At 65.1% G+C, this 16,339-nt stretch carries 19 protein-coding genes; 5 read left to right on the top strand and 14 right to left on the bottom strand.

The genetic code is table 11. From position 1 onward, the window contains the following. Positions 1 to 88 precede the first annotated feature (88 nt). The gene (locus tag ABIA90_RS12705) at positions 89 to 1,021 is read right to left on the bottom strand and encodes a DMT family transporter (RefSeq protein WP_166344343.1); all 933 of its coding nucleotides are present in this window, start codon (positions 1,019 to 1,021) and stop codon (positions 89 to 91) included. 366 nt (positions 1,022 to 1,387) lie between these two features. Here ABIA90_RS12705 and ABIA90_RS12710 point away from each other — a divergent pair, with 366 nt between their 5' ends. Both ABIA90_RS12710 and ABIA90_RS12715 read left to right on the top strand, forming a co-directional pair. Further along, on the top strand, positions 1,388 to 2,680 hold the full coding sequence (locus ABIA90_RS12710) for an adenylosuccinate synthase (RefSeq protein ID WP_071909800.1): 1,293 nt from the start codon (positions 1,388 to 1,390) through the stop codon (positions 2,678 to 2,680). A gap of 36 nt (positions 2,681 to 2,716) precedes the next feature. After that, a complete protein-coding gene (locus ABIA90_RS12715) occupies positions 2,717 to 4,342 on the top strand; it encodes a hypothetical protein (protein ID WP_354120108.1) in 1,626 nt (541 codons plus the stop codon). 83 nt (positions 4,343 to 4,425) lie between these two features. Here the strand turns inward: ABIA90_RS12715 and ABIA90_RS12720 are convergent, their stop codons facing one another. The 3 genes from ABIA90_RS12720 to ABIA90_RS12730 all read right to left on the bottom strand — a co-directional run bounded on the left by ABIA90_RS12720 (position 4,426) and on the right by ABIA90_RS12730 (position 5,463). Next, positions 4,426 to 4,692 (bottom strand): hypothetical protein, encoded by a 267-nt coding sequence (locus ABIA90_RS12720; RefSeq protein WP_247302473.1) that lies wholly within the window; start codon positions 4,690 to 4,692, stop codon positions 4,426 to 4,428. Between the two features lie 257 nt (positions 4,693 to 4,949). Continuing rightward, positions 4,950 to 5,180 (bottom strand): hypothetical protein, encoded by a 231-nt coding sequence (locus ABIA90_RS12725; RefSeq protein ID WP_014492498.1) that lies wholly within the window; start codon positions 5,178 to 5,180, stop codon positions 4,950 to 4,952. Positions 5,181 to 5,217: 37 nt separating this feature from the next. Next, the gene (locus tag ABIA90_RS12730; protein ID WP_071909803.1) at positions 5,218 to 5,463 is read right to left on the bottom strand and encodes a cysteine rich repeat-containing protein; all 246 of its coding nucleotides are present in this window, start codon (positions 5,461 to 5,463) and stop codon (positions 5,218 to 5,220) included. A 149-nt stretch (positions 5,464 to 5,612) separates the two neighbouring features. On the opposite strand from ABIA90_RS12730, the gene ABIA90_RS12735 reads away from it, so the two are divergent. Together ABIA90_RS12735 and ABIA90_RS12740 are read left to right on the top strand one after the other, a co-directional pair. Next, positions 5,613 to 6,032, top strand: coding sequence for a DUF5413 family protein (locus ABIA90_RS12735; RefSeq protein ID WP_354120109.1), 420 nt, complete (start codon positions 5,613 to 5,615; stop codon positions 6,030 to 6,032). Between the two features lie 67 nt (positions 6,033 to 6,099). Further along, positions 6,100 to 6,642: a DUF4112 domain-containing protein gene (locus ABIA90_RS12740; RefSeq protein WP_354120110.1), complete on the top strand. Its 543-nt coding sequence runs from the start codon at positions 6,100 to 6,102 to the stop codon at positions 6,640 to 6,642. Positions 6,643 to 6,886: 244 nt separating this feature from the next. Here the strand turns inward: ABIA90_RS12740 and ABIA90_RS12745 are convergent, their stop codons facing one another. The 4 genes from ABIA90_RS12745 to msrA form a co-directional block, all read right to left on the bottom strand. After that, entirely contained in the window at positions 6,887 to 7,180 is a 294-nt protein-coding gene (locus tag ABIA90_RS12745; protein ID WP_063981175.1) for a hypothetical protein, read from the bottom strand. A 214-nt stretch (positions 7,181 to 7,394) separates the two neighbouring features. Continuing rightward, positions 7,395 to 7,559, bottom strand: coding sequence for a DUF3309 family protein (locus tag ABIA90_RS12750; protein ID WP_014492503.1), 165 nt, complete (start codon positions 7,557 to 7,559; stop codon positions 7,395 to 7,397). Positions 7,560 to 7,665: 106 nt separating this feature from the next. Beyond that, complete coding sequence (gene msrB, locus ABIA90_RS12755; protein WP_354120111.1) at positions 7,666 to 8,085, bottom strand: peptide-methionine (R)-S-oxide reductase MsrB; 420 nt, start codon at positions 8,083 to 8,085, stop codon at positions 7,666 to 7,668. A gap of 45 nt (positions 8,086 to 8,130) precedes the next feature. Beyond that, positions 8,131 to 8,835, bottom strand: a complete 705-nt coding sequence (gene msrA / locus ABIA90_RS12760) for a peptide-methionine (S)-S-oxide reductase MsrA (protein ID WP_354120112.1) — start codon at positions 8,833 to 8,835, stop codon at positions 8,131 to 8,133. 244 nt (positions 8,836 to 9,079) lie between these two features. Here msrA and ABIA90_RS12765 point away from each other — a divergent pair, with 244 nt between their 5' ends. Continuing rightward, the gene (locus ABIA90_RS12765) at positions 9,080 to 10,765 is read left to right on the top strand and encodes a caspase family protein (RefSeq protein WP_354120113.1); all 1,686 of its coding nucleotides are present in this window, start codon (positions 9,080 to 9,082) and stop codon (positions 10,763 to 10,765) included. Between the two features lie 103 nt (positions 10,766 to 10,868). Here the strand turns inward: ABIA90_RS12765 and ABIA90_RS12770 are convergent, their stop codons facing one another. From ABIA90_RS12770 to napE, 6 genes are all read right to left on the bottom strand, one after another. Further along, the gene (locus ABIA90_RS12770) at positions 10,869 to 11,984 is read right to left on the bottom strand and encodes an ATP-dependent DNA helicase (protein WP_063981179.1); all 1,116 of its coding nucleotides are present in this window, start codon (positions 11,982 to 11,984) and stop codon (positions 10,869 to 10,871) included. A 101-nt stretch (positions 11,985 to 12,085) separates the two neighbouring features. Next, positions 12,086 to 12,739 (bottom strand): NapC/NirT family cytochrome c, encoded by a 654-nt coding sequence (locus tag ABIA90_RS12775; RefSeq protein WP_354120114.1) that lies wholly within the window; start codon positions 12,737 to 12,739, stop codon positions 12,086 to 12,088. Next, positions 12,736 to 13,206: a nitrate reductase cytochrome c-type subunit gene (locus ABIA90_RS12780; RefSeq protein WP_028151035.1), complete on the bottom strand. Its 471-nt coding sequence runs from the start codon at positions 13,204 to 13,206 to the stop codon at positions 12,736 to 12,738. Before ABIA90_RS12780 ends, ABIA90_RS12775 begins: the two co-directional genes overlap by 4 nt. Continuing rightward, entirely contained in the window at positions 13,203 to 15,716 is a 2,514-nt protein-coding gene (napA, locus tag ABIA90_RS12785; protein WP_354120115.1) for a nitrate reductase catalytic subunit NapA, read from the bottom strand. Before napA ends, ABIA90_RS12780 begins: the two co-directional genes overlap by 4 nt. 17 nt (positions 15,717 to 15,733) lie before the next feature. Next, positions 15,734 to 16,048: a chaperone NapD gene (locus ABIA90_RS12790; protein ID WP_354120116.1), complete on the bottom strand. Its 315-nt coding sequence runs from the start codon at positions 16,046 to 16,048 to the stop codon at positions 15,734 to 15,736. Between the two features lie 26 nt (positions 16,049 to 16,074). Then, positions 16,075 to 16,260: a periplasmic nitrate reductase, NapE protein gene (napE, locus tag ABIA90_RS12795; protein ID WP_027532529.1), complete on the bottom strand. Its 186-nt coding sequence runs from the start codon at positions 16,258 to 16,260 to the stop codon at positions 16,075 to 16,077. Between the last annotated feature and the right edge of the window lie 79 nt (positions 16,261 to 16,339).

The following is a 16,339-nucleotide window of genomic DNA, read 5'->3' on the forward strand; positions in this document are numbered from 1 at the left end:
CGCGCTCTTCGCGCGCCGTGCCCACCATCCTTCCCGTTTCAACTGGCATGGTGGGCACGCTTCGCTTTGCCCACCCTACGATGTTGAGTTAAGTCGCCTGCTTCCGCGACGCCACGAACACGCCGGCCAGCACAAGCGCAAAGCCGATGAAGTGGAACGCCTGCGGGTGTTCGCCGAGGAAGGCCATCGCCATGATCGAGCCGAACACCGGCACGACGTGGAAGAACGGCGCGGCGCGGTTGGCGCCGATCAGGCGCACGCCGCGATTGAAGCAGAGATAGGCGAGCGTCGACGGGAACACCGCGACATAGAACAGCGTCAGCAGGTTCGGCCCGTCGAGCTTCATCACCGGACGCGCGGACAATTCCCAGATCTCGAGCGGAATGAGGCAGGCGGCGCCGGCGCCGAAGGTGAAGGCGAGGAACGACAGGCCGTGCATCGGCGGCCGCTTCAGGGTCAGCACCGAATACAGCGCGAAGATGATCAGCGCGACAATGAAGATGAGGTCGCCCTTGTTGAACGCGATGTTCGACAACGTGGTGAAATCGCCATGCAGCAGGATCGTCAGCACGCCGCACATAGAGAGGGCCACGCCGAACGCCTGAGCCGCGGTGAGGCGGACGCCGAGGATCGCCAGCGACCACAGTGCCACGACCAGCGGGGCGGCCGACTGCAGCAGCAGCGTGTTGAGCGCCTGGGTATGTTCCAGCGCCCAATATTGCAGCGTGTTGAAGGCGCCGATGCCGGTGATCGACAGCACGATCATCAGGCCGAGCCTGCTGCGGATCGCGGGCCAGTCCTGGGCGAGATGTTTCCAGGCGAAAGGCAGCACCAGCAGGAATGCGAAGGTCCAGCGCAGGAACGACAGCGTCACCGGCGGGATGTGCCCGGCGGCGAGCCGCCCGACCACGGCATTGCCGGCCCAGCACATCGCGGTGATGCTGAGCAGGAGATATGGCTGGTTGGCGATCCAGCCGTGACTGGATGATTCGGTGCTTGTGGTCTGGCCGGTGGCGGACATTGTGGTTGTTATGGCCCCCGCGTGGAGTACGCCGAGGCACCGGCCCGGCAAGCTCGGGCCGGCTGATAGCCCGGCATGCCCAAAGACACGGAAATCGAAGTGGCATCAACGGGGGGCGGACGCATCGCGACCATGCAGCGGCGGATCAGCCTCGCGCTTTGGCCGAAGCTTACGAAATGGCCATGGAAGGCTTCTGGATTTTACGGGGATATCAAAGGGTTAAAGTGCGTCTTGAGCCCCGAAAAAGCCCCGTTCTAGCTTGCCTAGAGAGGCTGCTTCCTTTATCCGGTTGGCTGCCTCGCGTGCGAACGGCTCCGGCCGTCAGCTGGGCTGGCGCATCTAAAATCTTCAGAGGATTACCCGCGAATGGCCAACGTTGTCGTCGTCGGAGCCCAGTGGGGCGACGAAGGGAAGGGCAAGATCGTCGACTGGTTGTCGGAGCAGGCAGACATCGTCGTCCGCTTCCAGGGCGGTCATAACGCCGGCCACACGCTGGTCATCAACGGCAAGACCTACAAGCTCGCGCTGCTGCCCTCCGGCGTACTGCGCGACCAGAAGCTGTCGGTGATCGGCAACGGCGTGGTGTTCGATCCGCAGGCCTTCCTCGACGAGGTCACCAAGCTGCGCTCGCAGGGCGTCGCGATCTCTCCGGACAATCTGCGCGTCGCCGAGAACGTCACCCTGATCCTGCCGCTGCACCGTGAGCTCGACGCGCACCGCGAATCCGCCAATGCGGCAACCGCGATCGGCACCACCCGCCGCGGCATCGGACCGGCCTATGAAGACAAGGTCGGCCGCCGTGCCATCCGCCTGATGGATCTCGCCGATCTCGACACGCTCCCGCACAAGATCGACCGGCTGCTGGCGCATCACAATGCGCTGCGCCGCGGCCTCAACCTGCCGGAGTTCGACGGCAAGGTGATCCTGAAGGAATTGACCGCGCTGGCGCCGGAGCTGCTGCCTTATGCCGAGACGGTGTGGCGGCTGCTCGACATCAAGCGGCGCGAAGGCAAGCGCATGCTGTTCGAGGGCGCGCAAGGCGCGCTGCTCGACGTCGACCACGGCACCTATCCCTACGTCACCTCGTCCAACACGGTGGCGGCGCAGGCCGCGACCGGCTCGGGCCTCGGCCCCGGTGCGGTCGGCTATGTGCTCGGCCTGTGCAAGGCCTATACGACCCGGGTCGGCCAGGGCCCGTTCCCGACCGAGCAGGACAACGAGACCGGCCGCAAGATCGGCGAGCGTGGCCGCGAGTTCGGCACCAACACCGGCCGTCCGCGCCGCTGCGGCTGGTTCGACGCCGTGCTGGTCCGCCAGGCGGTCCGGACCTGCGGCATCAACGGCCTGGCGCTGACCAAGCTCGACATCCTCGATGGCTTCGACACGATCGAGGTCTGCACCGGCTACAGACTGGACGGCAAGGAGATCGACCACTTCCCGGCCGGCGAGGGCGCCCAGGCCCGGGTCGAGCCGATCTACGAGACCATCGAGGGCTGGAAGGAGCCGACCGCCAACGCCCGCTCCTGGGCGGACCTGCCGGCCCAGGCCATCAAGTATGTCCGCCGGATCGAGGAATTGGTGGGGTGCCCGGTCGCACTGCTTTCCACCAGCCCCGAACGCGAGGATACTATTCTGGTGCAAAATCCGTTTGAGGCTTAACGATATCTTACCGGGACGTGCGCTAGTTGAGTTGAAATGGCTGATTACTATCCGCTGATCGCCCGCGCTATTTCCGCCCTGGACCCCAACGCTCCCGGCGAAAGCCGTCGCGCGCTCTATGAGCGCGCGCGCACGGCCCTGATCGCACAGCTCCGCAGCGTGCAGCCGCCGCTCTCGGAATCCGAGATCACCCGCGAACGGCTGTCGCTGGAAGAGGCCGTCCGCAAGGTCGAATCGGAGGCCGCCCAGCGCGCCCGGGAGGCCTCGCGCCCCGGTCCCGGTGGCGGCGCCCGCAGCGGCGGCAGCGGAGACGCCTTCCGCCGGGCCAGCACCCGCGCCGCCGAGGGCAACCCGCCGCCGTCTCAGCCGGCCGCTCCGCGCACCCGTCCGGCTCCGCCGCCGCCGCGTGCCGACCGCCCGTCCTTCAATGTCGATGACCAGGGCGACGCCCCGCGTGCGCCGCGGGCCCCGCGTTTCGACGCGTCGCGCCAGCCGGGTCCCCCGGCGGCGCCGCCGATGCCGGAGCCGCCGGCTGCTCCCCCGGCCGGACGCGATCGCCCGCCCGGGCGCCGTCCGCCCGACATCGGGCCGCCGCCGCCTCAGCCGCCGGCACCGGGCGTACGCGGTTTTCGCGACATCACCGCCGACGTGAACGATCTCGGCGGCGCTGCCGCGCAGGCCAACCGCGCCGCGCGTCGCACCTACGCCAATGTGCCCTCGCCCTCGCCGGAGTTCGACCGGCTGGAGCCAAGCCTGGAAAATCGCGCCGGCGAGCAGGACGCGCCCTATTCCTACGACGAGTCGATCGAGGAGGCCGAGCGCTACACGCCGCAGCCGCCATCGTCGCGTCCGCGCGTCGCGCCCGAGCGCGAAGCCAAGAAGCGCGCCCGCACCGGCTCCGCCTTCCCGTTCAAGAGCGCGATCGCCGTCGGCATCGTGCTGATCCTGGTCGGCGCCGGGATCCTCTGGGGCAAGCCCCTGATCCAGACCGTGAGCGGCCTGTTCAAGTCCTCGCCGACCCAGGTGGTGGAGGCGCCGAAGGATCCGGCCCAGCCGCAGAGCAAGCCCAAGATTCCGGATCGCGTCGGCCAGCCTTCGGCCAGCGACCAGCCGGTCGCGCCGGTGGCGCAGAAGGTCGTGCTCTATGACGAGGATCCGTCCGACCCGAAGGGCAAGCAATATGTCGGCTCGGTGGTGTGGCGGCTCGAACCGATCAAGGCCTCGGGCAACCAGAAGGCCGACGTCGCCGTGCGCGCCGACATCGAGATCCCCGACCGCAAGTTCAAGATGACGATGTCGTTCCGCCGCAACACCGACTCGTCGCTGCCGGCGAGCCACACCGCGGAATTGACCTTCATCCTGCCGCCGGACTTTCCGGGCGGCAGCATCTCCAACGTGCCGGGCATCCTGATGAAGTCGAACGAGCAGGCGCGCGGCACGCCGCTCGCCGGTCTCGCGGTCAAGGTCACCGACGGCTTCTTCCTGGTCGGCCTCTCCAATGTCGACGCCGACCGCGCCCGTAACGTCCAGCTCCTGAAGGAGCGCTCATGGTTCGACGTGCCGCTGGTCTACGCCAACCAGCGCCGCGCCATCATCGCCATCGAGAAGGGCGCCCCCGGCGAGCGCGCCTTCAACGATGCGTTCGCGCAGTGGGGCGACTAGGGCCGGCGCGTGACCGATCTTCACCTCTCCAGACGAGAGAGGTGAATCGAACTCTCAAGCGATCCGATCGGGATTGAACCGGCCTATTGCGCCGCGGCCTCCCGCTTGCGCGCGGCCGCGTGCTCGCGGTCCATCACGGCGCGGCAGCCGGGGCTGACCTGCGCCTTCTTCTGCACCATGCAGGCCCTGACGCGCGAGATGTCGGGAATCTCACTGGAGCACAGCCGCATCGCATCACCTGTGCACATCTGCTGTGCTTCGGACGAGAAGGCGAGTGCGGGCGATGTCTGGAGTACGATGGCGGTGGTTGCGAAAGCGAAGAGCGAAACGATGGTCGTGTAGCGTGTCATGACGAATGCGTCCCCGAGTTCCGTGGTTTGAACCACTTGGTTTTGGGGCGCCGCACGCGGCTTGATCTGCCGCATGTCACAGCCTTCACGCCGGGAACTTTGGTCCCGCATGTGGTCGCTCGATCTCTCGTGGTGTTCGAATCGAAAAGTGCTGCGCCGCCCGATTCGAGTATGCGCGATTGTCACACGGCTGCAATGGTCCGCTCGAATGAATTCGCAATTGTTGCGTGTCCGTCACGCAGCATGCGAGCGCGAGATCAGATCAACCGATCGGACGACGCGCTCGCTTCTTCCGCGTCGCTCGCGCCTGATGCTGCGGGGTGTTCCTCGACGGCCGTGACGCCTTTCGCAGTGAGCTCGAACAGATCGCCGTCCTTCATCACGTAGCCGTCGGCGATCAGCTCGCCGATCTTGCCGTGTCGGTCGTCGGCAAAGGCGACCGACTGGCTGATGTCCCGCAGGATCGAGAGCTGTTCGTCGCGCAACATGGCTTCACTCTCCGTGCGCCGGGGATCGTTCCCGGCCTTACATGCCGTGGCTCTGAAACACCTTGCTGCAGGACTTCGACAGCTTGGCCCGGTTGGCCTGCAGGCACGCCTGCACAGCGCCGTCATTGCCGAGGTCCTTCCGGCAGAACCGCGAGGCGTCACGCGAGCAGGCGTTCTGCTCCTGCGGCGTACCCATGTGGCCCTGCGCGAGAGCAGGCGTGATCGACATGCCGCTCAGGGCTGTCAGGGCGAGCGTCGCCATAAGGACGGATTTCCGGGACATCGACAAACTCCAATCTGACTGCAGGTATGAATTTCAGTCCTGTCTGAACTCGTCGCCTTGCCGCTTGTTCCCGTCAGGACGGGCCGGCGCCCCGCTATTCAAGGTTCCCGCGTCGCTGCTATAACAGCGGCGAAGGATGAGGATGCTTGATGAAACGCTATCTGGTGTTTGCGCTGGTCGGTCCGTTCGTCGGCGGGTTCCTGCTGCTGCTGACGACGACCTATCAGTCCGGTTATTGGGCCCAGACCAATCTCAGCGAGGTCGGCAAGCTGTTCGCGGTGTTCTTCAAATCGCTGCAATACAGCTATTTGTTCGGCTTCCTGCCCTCGCTGATGATCGGTGCGGTCGACGACATCCTGATCCATGTCCGCCGGATCGGCCCGGTGCTGCGGATGCTCCTGGTCGGCCTGTTCGCCTTCGTGCTGGCGTCGCTGACCTACAGCTCGCGCGGGCCGGATTCGGGCACGGTGCAATTCATCCTGTACGGCCTCGTCGGATTCGTGCCGGCGGTGCTTTCATCCTGGCTCGTGCATAGATATGTCGAGGAGCCGCAGCCGGCTGCGGCTTAGACCTGAACGCGCGACGTTCGGGCGCGGCGCGGCAACTTCCGCCACACCAGTGCGTTCTCCAAAGGCCATGACCATGTCCGATGACGACATTCTTGCTCCGCACAGACCCCGTTCCGGGTCCCGCGCGCGCGGGAGTTTTTCGGACACCGAAGCGCGCGGGCCGATCATCGACCAGGACGGCCAAGAGATCCGTCCCGAAACACTGGAGCAGGGGTTTCGCGAGTTTCGCTTCGAGTTCGGCCAGGGAAACCCGTTCGGCAATCTGACGCGGGAGCAGCGGGTGGCGCGGATCGAGGCGATCGCAAAGCTGCTCGATGTCGCCTTCATCCTGCCCGGCACGAATATCCGCTATGGCATCGACGGCCTGATCGGGCTGATCCCGATCGTCGGCGACATCATCACCACCGCGATCTCGCTGTGGCTGGTGCGCGAGGCCCGCGCGCTGGGCGCGCCGTGGTATCTCACCGCGCGCATGCTCGGCAATGTCGCGGTCGACGGCGTGGTCGGCATGGTGCCGTTCGCGGGCGATGCCTTCGACGTCATGTTCCGCGCCAACATGCGCAACGTCCGCCTGCTGCGCCGCTGGCTCGACAAGCAGCCGCGGATTTAGCGTGGCGCTTCTTCGCCTCTCCCGCTTGCGGGGAGAGGCGCCGGAATTTGCGTTAGCAAATTCCGGGTGAGGGGGAGTCTCCGCGCGTCCAATTCTCAATGTCTTTGCGGATTGAGCCCCTCACCCCAACCCTCTCCTCGTAAGAACGGGGAGAGGGAGAAGAGAGAGCACCGCCCCAAAAAGCAAAAAGCGCGACGGCCTTTCGGCCATCGCGCTTTCAGCGCAAATCGGGCTTAGCGAAAACTTATGCCGCGTCGGCGTCGGTCTCGGGGGCCGGCGCCGGCCGGGGGCGGCGGGGCAGCGGGAAGGCTTCGCTCTCATAGAGCGAGCGGATGCCGTTCTGGTCGAAGCGCGCTTCCTCGACCTGGAGATAGGCGCCGTTCAGCGAATCCGTCGGCAACTGCTCCATCGCGAACTGCACGGCTTCGGCCGCGGTGCCGAACCGGCGATAGGTGAAGCCTGCACGCTTCTTCTTGCGGATCGCGGCGGGGAAGAGCTCGGCAGAAGTGTTGAAGTTGAACGGACGCAGTGGACGCATGGTCAAAGACCTCGTGATCTTGTCTGGGGCTTTAAGCGCGTGGGGTTTTGAAAGGCAGGGGCCACCATCGAGTGGGCCCGCCGCACATGTCATTTTCGCCCTCTAATATAGGCTGTTTTGACAGAAATGCGACCCCCGCGATGGGAGATGATGAATCCGCGCATGGCAGCTCCGCGAGCGCCGTAAACCAAATAATTTCAATATGTTAGATGGTTTACAGTTTGCCAAGCAGCAGCAGCACGACCAAGACCACCAGCACGACGCCGCCGATCCCCATGCCGGAATGGCCCATGCCATAGCCGTAACCACCGAACCGGCCGGACATGCCGCCTAGCAGATAGATGATCACCAGGATGATCAGGATGGTCCCAAGCGTCATGGCATCCTCCCTGGCGGCTGCCGGATTGCGCGCATCGGCCCACCGCCAGAAGAGAAAAGCACATCGCGCCGCCGGGTTCCATGACGGAACCGGGCGGCGCGCAATGTTATTTGGGCTCGAGCTTCAGCGCGGCCGAGTTGATGCAGTAGCGCAGGCCGGTCGGGCCGGGGCCGTCGGGGAAGACGTGGCCGAGATGGCCGCTGCACTTGGAGCACAGCACCTCGGTGCGGACCATGCCGTGGCTGGCATCGTGCTCCTCGTCGACATGGCTCTCGACCGCGGGCTGGGTGAAGCTCGGCCAGCCGCAGCCGGAATCGAACTTGGCATCGGACTCGAACAGCACATTGCCGCAGCCGGCGCAGACATAGGTGCCGGCGCGGTGGTCGTGCTCATATTCGCCGGAGAAGGGACGCTCGGTCGCCTTCTCGCGCAGCACCGCGTACTGCATCGGCGACAACTCGCTCCGCCACTGCGCTTCGCTCTTGATGACCTTGTCGTCGGTGGCTTTCGTCTTGGTGTCGGGCATGGGTCTCCCGTTTGTTTGGTGAACTTGTTTTCGGTGATCTTGCGATCAGTTGGTGGCCTTGCTGGCGCTCACCAGCGTCGGCTTTTCAATGTAGTTATCCGCGAACAGCTTTTTCAGGTTCTCGACCTTCGGAATGTCGTTGTAGGCGATGTAGGGCTGGTTCGGGTGCAGCGTCAGATAGTCCTGGTGATAGGCCTCCGCCGGGTAGAACGCTTCCAGCGCGCCGACCTTGGTCACGATCGGCTTGCTGAATACTTTGGCGCCGTTGAGCTGGGCGATATAGGCCTCCGCCACCTTCTTCTGCTCATCGGAGGTGGTGAAGATCGCCGAGCGATATTGCGTGCCGGAGTCGGGGCCCTGGCGGTTGAGCTGGGTCGGGTCGTGCGCCACCGAGAAGTAGATCTGGAGGATCTTGCCGTAGGAGATCTTCTTCGGGTCGAACTTGATCTCGACCGACTCGGCATGGCCGGTCCGGCCGCTCGAGACCGTCTGGTAATCGGCCGTCGCCTTGGTGCCGCCGGCATAGCCGGAGACTGCGTTGACGACGCCGGCGGTGTGCTGGAAGACGCCCTGGACGCCCCAGAAGCAGCCGCCGGCGATGACGGCGGTCTGGATCCCGGTTGCGGACGCCGCATCCATGGTGGGCGCGGGGATCACGACGGCATCCTCCGCGGCCCTGGACGGCACGGCGAAGGCCAGCGTCAGTGCGGTGGTGGCGGCGAGCAGCGAGGCGAGGGCGGTGCGGCGCATGGCGATCCTCTTCGGAAGGTCTGACAGTGTAGGGCGGCCGGGGACGGGCGAACAGCCTGTTTGGCCGCGTTTTCGGACATCTGAGATACGGGCGCAGACGGCGATTGTTACGGGGAAACGGACACGAGTCTGTGAAAAATAGCCTCAGACGGCGCGGCTTGGCGAGGCCGGGAACTCCGGGCTAGATGAACGCGCGCGATCGCGCTCGACTCAATCATGTGGTGGCTGGAGCTGACCTGACAACATGCTGCGTGTCATTCCCCTGACCCTCGCCATCCTGATCTCAAATGCCGCGATCGCCGCGGCCGAGCCGCAAGCCGGCGAGGACCTCGCCACCTGTCGCGACCGCCAGGCGGAGGCCGCGGCCCGCGCAACGGCCTGCGACAATTTGTTGAAGGCCGATAAGCTCGGCGGCAAGGACAAGTCGCTCGCGCTCGTCGTGCGTGGCAATGCGCTGATCAACAAGCGCGACTATGACCGTGCCATCGAGGCGCTGTCGTCCGCCATCGATCTCGATCCGGACAATGTCGGTGCCATCAACCTGCGCGGGCTCTCCCATGAGCGCAAGGGCGAGGACGATCTCGCCATGGCCGACTACAATCTCGCCATCCAGAAGCGCGCGAATTTCGGCTATGCCTACAACAATCGCGGCACCATCCATCTGCGCCGGGGCGCGCTGCAAAGCGCGCTCGACGACTTCAACCTGTCGATCAAATACACGCCGACGTTCCTGCTTGGCTGGACCAATCGTGCCCGCATGCGCACACTGAACAAGGATTTCGACGGCGCGATTGCCGACTTCGCGGCAGCCGAGAAGATCGACCCGGCCGCGCCGCAGATCGCCGGCAACCGCTGCATCACCTACGGCATGATGGGCAAGTACGACCAGGCTTTCGCCGACTGCGACGGCCTGATCCAGAAGCAGCCCAGGAATACCTTCGCGATCAACAATCGAGCCGAGGTCAACGTGATGAAGGGCGACCTCGACGCCGCGCTGAAGGACTACAACACGGTCATCCAGCTCAATCCGAACAGTGTGCGCGCCCATTCCGGCCGCGGCCAGATCTACGAGCGCAGGAAAGATCTCGCCCAGGCCCGTGCCGACTACCGCGCGGCGGCCTATTCGCTGACGAAGTTCGACGAGCCCGACGTCGCGCGCGCCCGCGCCATCGCGCAGGAGCGTTTGGCCGCACTGACGCCGCAGGCGCCGGCCGGGTCCACCGGGCGCCGCGTGGCGCTCGTGATCGGCAACGGCGCCTACAAGAACGTCCACGCCCTGCCCAATCCGCCGCGCGACGCGAAAATGATTGCAAACGTGTTGCGCGATGTCGGCTTCCAGACCGTGATCTCCGTCAGCGACCTCTCCCGCGACAAGTTCTTCAAGGCACTGCAGACGTTTGCCACCGAAGCGGAGAATGCGGATTGGGCGGTGGTTTATTACGCCGGCCACGGTTTCGAGATCGGCGGCGTGAACTATCTCGTCCCTGTGGACGCCAAACTTGCCGCCGACAGGGACGCCGAGACCCAGGCGGTTGCGCTGGAGCAGGTGATCGCAGCGGTGGGCGCCGCGAGAAAAGTGCGTCTGGTGATGCTGGATGCCTGCCGCGACAATCCCTTTGCGCCGGCCATGCAGCGCACGCTGTCGCTCAAGCTGGTGGACAAGGGCTTTTCCAACATCGAGCCCGGCGCCGGATTCATGGTGGTCTACGCCGCCAAGCACGGCGAGACCGCGCTGGACGGCGACGGCGGCGCCGACAGCCCCTTCGCCACCGCGCTCGCCCGCGAGATCAAGGTGCCGAAGGTCGAGATCCGGAAACTGTTCGACATCGTCCGCGACGACGTCTGGTCCGCCACCAAGCACGAGCAGCAGCCGTTTTCATACGGCTCGCCGCCGGGCCGCGAGGATTTTTATTTCGTGGCGGGGAAGTGAGGTCTTGCAGAGACCGTAGCCCGGATGGAGCGCAGCGAAATCCGGGAATCGCGAGCGCGGACCCGAACCCCCGGATTACGCTTCGCTCCACCCTACGGCAGCGTCAAACAACGATGCTCAACCGCTTCGCCGCACGCGTAATCCCCGTGTACAGCCACCGCGCCCGGCTATCCTGGAACGCAAAGCTCTCGTCGAACAGCACGACGTCGTCCCATTGCGAGCCCTGCGATTTGTGCACGGTCAGCACATAGCCGTAGTCGAACTCGTCATACGGCTTGCGCTGCTCCCAGGCGATCGCCTCGACGCCGCCCTCGAAGCAATCGGCGCGCACCGAGACTTTTGTCACCTTGTGACCGAAGTCTTCATCCGGCGACAGCCGCATGCTGAGGATGCGCGATTTCGAGCGCGAGGTGTTGCGCGACTTCACGCGCCACAGGCCGCCGTTGAACAGGCCCTTCTTGCGGTTGTTGCGCAGGCACACCAGCTTGTCGCCGGCGACCGGGAAGACATCCTCGATGTTCTGGCGCTGGCGCACCCGCATGTTGTAGGCGCGGCGCGTGTTGTTGCGGCCGACCAGCACCTGGTCGGCGCCCATGACGCGGTCGGGGTCGAGCTCCTTGCGCGACACCACCTCGCTCTCGCCGTAACGGCCGATGTCGAGCTCGCGGCCTTCGCGGACATCCATCGACATCCGCACGATCGGGTCGTCCTGGGCCTGGCGATGCACTTCGGTCAGCATCGCGTCCGGCTCGGTGTTGGTGAAGAAGCCGCCGCCCTGGATCGGCGGCAGCTGCGCGGGGTCGCCGAGCACGAGCAGCGGGCAATCGAACGACATCAGGTCGCGGCCCAATTCGGCGTCGACCATCGAGCATTCGTCGATCACGATCAGCTTGGCCTTGGAGGCCGGCGCGTCGTCCCACAGCTCGAAGCTCGGCTGCTCCTCGCCGGATTCGCGGGCGCGGTAGATCAGCGAGTGGATGGTGGAGGCCTCGTCGCAACCCTTGTTGCGCATGACTAGCGCCGCCTTGCCGGTGAAGGCGGCGAACTTCACCTCGCCGTCGACGCCTTCGGCGATGTGCCGCGCCAGCGTGGTCTTGCCGGTGCCGGCAAAGCCAAACAGGCGGAACACCGGCGGCGTGCCGTTGCGGCCGGGTTTTGCCTTGAGCCAGTCGGCAACGGCTTTGAGCGCGGCATCCTGATGCGGGGTGAAAGTGGCCATGTCTGTCTTGAGGAAGGGCAGAATCGAGGCGATTCGCCATCCCTCGAAACTAACCATTCGGCCCAAGGGTTCAAGCGGGGCAAATCCCGTTGCTTGCGCCCCTATTGCCAGCCGGGAACGCCGCGCATGTCGGGCAGGTGGTGGGCGATGCCCTTGTGGCAGTCGATGCAGGTCTTTTCCTTGGTGAACAGGAAGCGCTGGTGCGCCACCGAGGCCCGCGGCGACTGCTTGGTGATGTCCATGGAATCGGCGCTGTGGCAGTTGCGGCATTCCAGGGAATCGTTGGCCTTGAAACGCGCCCATTCATGCGCGGCCAGCTCGAGCCGGTGGTCGAGGAATTTCTCGCGGGTGTCGATCGTGCCAAAAATCTTGCCCCAGACCTCCTTGGAGGCCTGCATCTTGCGCGCGATCTTGTCGGTCCAGTTGTGCGGCACGTGGCAGTCCGGGCAGGTCGCGCGCACGCCGGAGCGGTTGGTGAAGTGGATGGTCGACTTCAGCTCGGCGAAGACATTTTCGCGCATCTCGTGACAGCCGGTGCAGAATTTTTCGGTGTTGGTCAGCTCCAGCGCGGTGTTGAAACCGCCCCAGAAGATCACGCCCGCCGCAAAGCCCGCGAGCACCAGCACGCCGAGCCCGAACACCGAGCTCGGCCGGATCAGCACCTGCCAGAGCTCGCGCGCGAAGTCCAAGCAGCGCAGCATAAAGCTGCGCTTGGCTTCCACCTTTCCCTTGGGCTCGTCAGCAGCCGTCGTCATCGGCGGCCACCGGGGCTGGCGCGCGAGAGCAGCGTGTCGATGTCGATGAAATCGTTGCTCACCGGCGGCGTCGCAGTGTTCTGCGGCACGTGGCATTCCGTGCAGAAGAAGCGCCGCGGCGAGATCGAGGCCAGGAACTGGCCGTCGCGGTCCATGAAATGCGTGATCGAGACCATCGGCGCCTGCGATTCCGCGATGCGTGCCCGCGCATGGCAGGACAGGCATTTGTTGCCGTTGAGGTCGATCTGGTAGCCGTCGATCGTGTGCGGGATCACCGGCGGCTGCTCCGGGTAGTTGCGCACCTCTCTCTCGGACGTATTGCGGTTCGGCAGCATCGGCGGCGCCGCGCCCTCGTCATTGAGCGGGGCCGGTCCGCGCAGGCCTGACGTCACCGTCTGTGCGGTGAGAGAGCTCGCGCCCGCGGCGATCGCGACCGCGAGCAGGGCTATGCCAAATCGTTTCATCATGACAGGTTCACCCGCTCGATGCGCACGGCGCATTTCTTGTAATCGGTCTGCAGCGAGATCGGATCGGTGGCGTCCAGCGTCACCTTGTTGATCATCTTGGATTCGTCGAACCACGGCACGAACACGAGGCCACGCGGCGGCCGGTCGCGGCCGCGCGTCTCGACGCGGGCGCGGATGAAACCGCGGCGGGATTCCACCTTCACCTCGTCGCCGCGCCGGAGTTTTGCTTCCGACGCATCGTCGGGATGCATGAAGCAGACGGCCTCGGGGAACGCCTTGTAGAGCTCGGGCACGCGGCGCGTCATGGTGCCGGAATGCCAGTGCTCCAGCACGCGGCCGGTCGAGAGCCAGAACGGATATTCGTTGTCGGGTGATTCCGCCGGCGGCTCGTAGGGCAGGGCGAAGATGCGCGCCCTGCCGTCGGGATAGCCGTAGAACTGCACGTCGGTGCCCTGCTTGACGTAGGGATCGCTGCCCTCGCGGAAACGCCATTTGGTTTCCTGGCCGTTGACGACGGGCCAGCGCAGGCCGCGCTCGCGGTGATAGGCCTCGAACGGCGCGAGGTCGTGACCGTGGCCGCGGCCGAACGAGGCGTACTCTTCAAAGAGCCCCTTCTGCACGTAGAAGCCGAACGCCTTGGATTCCGTGTTGGCGTAGCCTTCCTCTATCTCCGAGGTCGGAAACTTGTCGACCTGGCCATTCTTGTAGAGCACGTCGAACAGCGTCTTGCCGCGAACCTCCGGCTTCTTGGCGATCAGCTCCTCCGGCCAGACTTCCTCGATCTTGAAGCGCTTGGAGAACTCCATGAGCTGCCAGAGATCGGACTTGGCCTCGCCGGGCGCGTTGACGAGCTGGTGCCAGAACTGCGTGCGCCGCTCGGCATTGCCGTAGGCGCCTTCCTTCTCCACCCACATCGCAGTCGGCAGGATCAGATCGGCGGCCAGCGCCGTCACCGACGGATAGGCGTCCGAGACCACGATGAAATTGTCGGGATTGCGGAAGCCCGGATAGGTCTCCTCGTTGGCGTTGGGACCGGCCTGGAGGTTGTTGTTGACCTGCACCCAATAGGCGTTGATCAGGCCGTCCTTCAGCATCCGGCTCTGCAGCACGGCGTGGGCGCCGTTCTTGTCGGGAATGGTGCCTTCCGGCAGCAGCCAGAGATGCTCGGCCTTGTCGCGATGCTCCCTGTTGGTGACGACCATGTCGGCCGGCAGGCGGTGCGAGAAGGTGCCGACCTCGCGCGCGGTGCCGCAAGCCGAGGGCTGGCCGGTCAGCGAGAACGGGCTGTTGCCGGGCGAGGAGATCTTTCCGGTCAGGAGATGGATGTTGTAGACGAGGTTGTTGCACCAGACGCCGCGGGTGTGCTGGTTGAAGCCCATGGTCCAGAACGAGACGACCTTGGTCTTGGGATCGGCGTAGAGCTCGGCGAGCGCTTCGAGCCGGTTCATCGGCACGCCGGACATCTCGGCCGCCTTCTCCAGCGTGTAGTCCGAGACGAATTTTACGAATTCGTCATAACTCATGTCGGTGGAGTCGTTGGCCTTGGCCGCACCGGTTGCTTTTTTCTGGAGCGGATGCTCGGGCCGCAATCCATAGCCAATGTCGGTCTGGCCGCGCCGGAAGATCGTATGCGCGGCAACAAAATCCTTGTTGACCCGGCCTGTCTTGATGATGTGGTTGGCGATGGCGTTGAGGATGTAGAGATCGGTCTGCGGCTTGAACACCATGCCGATGTCGGCGAGGTCGAACGAGCGGTGCTCGAAGGTGGATAGCACGGCAACGCGGACATGCGGCGCGGACAGCCGGCGGTCGGCGAGGCGCGTCCACAAAATGGGATGCATCTCCGCCATGTTGGAGCCCCACAGCACGAAGGCGTCGGTCGCCTCGATGTCGTCATAGCAGCCGGCCGGCTCGTCGATGCCGAAGGTGCGCATCATGCCGGCGACGGCGGAGGCCATGCAGTGGCGCGCATTGGGGTCGATGTTGTTGGTGCGGAAGCCGGCCTTGTAGAGCTTCGAGGCGGCGTAACCTTCCCAGATCGTCCACTGGCCGGAGCCGAACATGGCGAGACCGTTCGGCCCGCGCTTCTTCAGCGTTTCCTTCCACTTCACCTCCATGATGTCGAAGGCTTCGGTCCAGCTGATTGGCGTGAACTCGCCGTTCTTGTCGTACTTGCCGCCGGTCTTGCGCAGCATCGGCTGCGTCAGCCGGTCGTGGCCGTACATGATCTTGGAAAGGAAATAGCCCTTGACGCAGTTGAGGCCGCGATTGACCTCGGCCTTGATGTCGCCATGGGTGGCGACGACGCGGTTGTCCTTGGTCGCGACCATCACGGAGCAGCCGGTGCCGCAGAAGCGGCAGGCGGCCTTGTCCCATTTCAGTTCGCTGTTGTCGCGCTCGGCGACGAGATTGGCGGCGAGCGCCGGTGCCGGCATGCCCGCAGCGGCGGCCGCGATCGCGGCGGCCTCGAGCTTCAGCATCTGGCGGCGGTCGAGCTTTGGCGATGTCATGATGGCTCTCCCGGCCGTTAGGCGGTTTCGATGGCGTGGAAGACCAGCGCCGCGGAATAGACGTTGGGCAGCGACTGGATGGTGTTGAGCAGGGTGCCGAGGCTGCCGGCATCCGGCGCTTCGGTCACGACGACGAGTTTTCCGCGCGGGTCTCGTCCGTGAATTTCGCAGCCGGGAAGTGCTGCGATCTCGGCTTCCAGTTCGTCCAGGCGCTCGGGGCGGGCCTGCACGATGATGCTGGCGATCTCGCAACCTGGCGGCGCGACGACGCGGTCGGCGGTGAGCACCCGGCCGGTGATCAATGCGCGGCGGTTGAGTTTGGATTGGGCCATGATGCCTGTCTTTCGCTGTTCGGAGGTCAATGCGGGGAGGGTGGCGGGCCGGGAGGACCGGCGAACATCTGGTAGATCCAGACGCCGAGCCCGTATGAGCCGACCGTTCCGACCGCGAGGACGGGCATCACGACCGCGGTCAGGAACAGGAAAGCGAAAATCTCCATGCGCTTACGGCGCACGCGCGAAGTCGTGTCGTCAGGGGCCGACATATTCGGTCTCTCTGAAATGGTGCTGGAATCGGGACGGCATCCGGGCCGTTGCCTTGCTGCACTTTAAATGGAGCAGGGC

The sequence above is a fragment of the Bradyrhizobium sp. LA6.8 genome (assembly GCF_040547935.1).
GTDB lineage: Bacteria > Pseudomonadota > Alphaproteobacteria > Rhizobiales > Xanthobacteraceae > Bradyrhizobium > Bradyrhizobium barranii.